The sequence below is a fragment of the Pseudomonas sp. C5pp genome (genome assembly GCF_000814065.1).
In the GTDB taxonomy this organism is placed as follows: Bacteria; Pseudomonadota; Gammaproteobacteria; order Pseudomonadales; family Pseudomonadaceae; genus Aquipseudomonas; species Aquipseudomonas asiatica.
Window position 1 is genome coordinate 1 of the sequence record NZ_JWLN01000089.1, and the last position, 1,059, is coordinate 1,059.

Annotated in this window: 1 protein-coding gene; it reads right to left on the bottom strand. The window is 57.9% G+C overall.

Going from position 1 to position 1,059, the window contains the following annotated elements; genetic code table 11:
• Positions 1 to 68: 68 nt before the first annotated feature.
• Positions 69 to 1,034 carry an IS110 family transposase gene (locus RR51_RS28420; RefSeq protein WP_039615480.1) on the bottom strand — a complete coding sequence of 322 codons (966 nt, stop codon included), beginning with the start codon at positions 1,032 to 1,034 and terminating at the stop codon, positions 69 to 71.
• Positions 1,035 to 1,059: the final 25 nt, after the last annotated feature.

The following is a 1,059-nucleotide window of genomic DNA, read 5'->3' on the forward strand; positions in this document are numbered from 1 at the left end:
CCGGAGAATTTCTCTTCGGCGTTGGGTGCTATCCGTCAGTTTGGTTCGGCTGCGCAGCAGCCCCAGCCTCAGCTGGCTGGTTTGGCACCTCCGGTATATATCTCGGGCTTCCAGTCGGCCTGATGCCTCATCAGGCCGAAGGCCAGCCGAGCCAAGCGACGTGCAAGGATTACCAAGGCTTGTGTGGTCTTCTTCCCGCGTGCTTGATGATGGGCGTAAAACTGTGACCAAGTCTTGGTTCGGCTGCCGCTCATCGAGGCGTTGTACAGCAGCCTGCGAACCTCCGAGTCTCCACGCTTGCTCAACTTCCCTCTGCCTGCCCATTTACCAGATTGGGCAACCGTTACATCCATGCCCAGGTAAGCGACAAAGGCATCACTGTTCTTGAACTCGCCGCGCATGAAGGACATCACTAAGCCGGCAGCCGTTAAAAAGCCAACACCGGGAAGCTGCTGGACGCGACGCAACTGATCGGAAAGCCCAGCCGTCTTGATCACCGTACGCAGCTGTTTTTCCAGCAAAAGCTCTACGCGCTTGACCGTTTCTTCAAGGCTCTTGAGCGCTGAGGCAAACATCTTGTCGCCCGACAAACTCATCCGCAGCATGCCGCGCACGGCTACCAGTTTGGCGCGGCGACGCAGCAGCATCTGGATCTCACGATGCCCCGCAGGTGGCGGAACCCAGGCCTTCAAGGAACCTCGCTCGTTGCTCAGGAAACGGGCGAGCAAAGCGGCATCGTGGGCATCAGTTTTCGCCCGCACAGCAACGCTTTCCCGGTATTTGCTCAACCTCAGACCGTCGATAACGTAGACCGCGAAACCCGCAGCGTGGGCTTGCTCCGCCATTTCCATGTGATAAGTGCTGGTCGCTTCGATGGCCAGCGCTGAGCCTTTAGGCAGTGTCTTGAGCCAGGCTTTGATTGCTTTCGGGGTGTTGGGGATGGCGAAGGGTTTGGTGCTCGGAGCGCTTTGAATCACCAGTTCATCTTTGGCGGTGTCCACGCCAGCTTCGATTGGGGTTGCGGACATTGCCATGGATAGCTGCTCCTTGTAGCGTAGT

What these genes read in the sequence shown, in the direction of transcription:
- RR51_RS28420 (WP_039615480.1), bottom strand. Translation starts at nt 1,034, where the DNA reads ATGGCAATGTCCGCAACCCCAATCGAAGCTGGCGTGGACACCGCCAAA.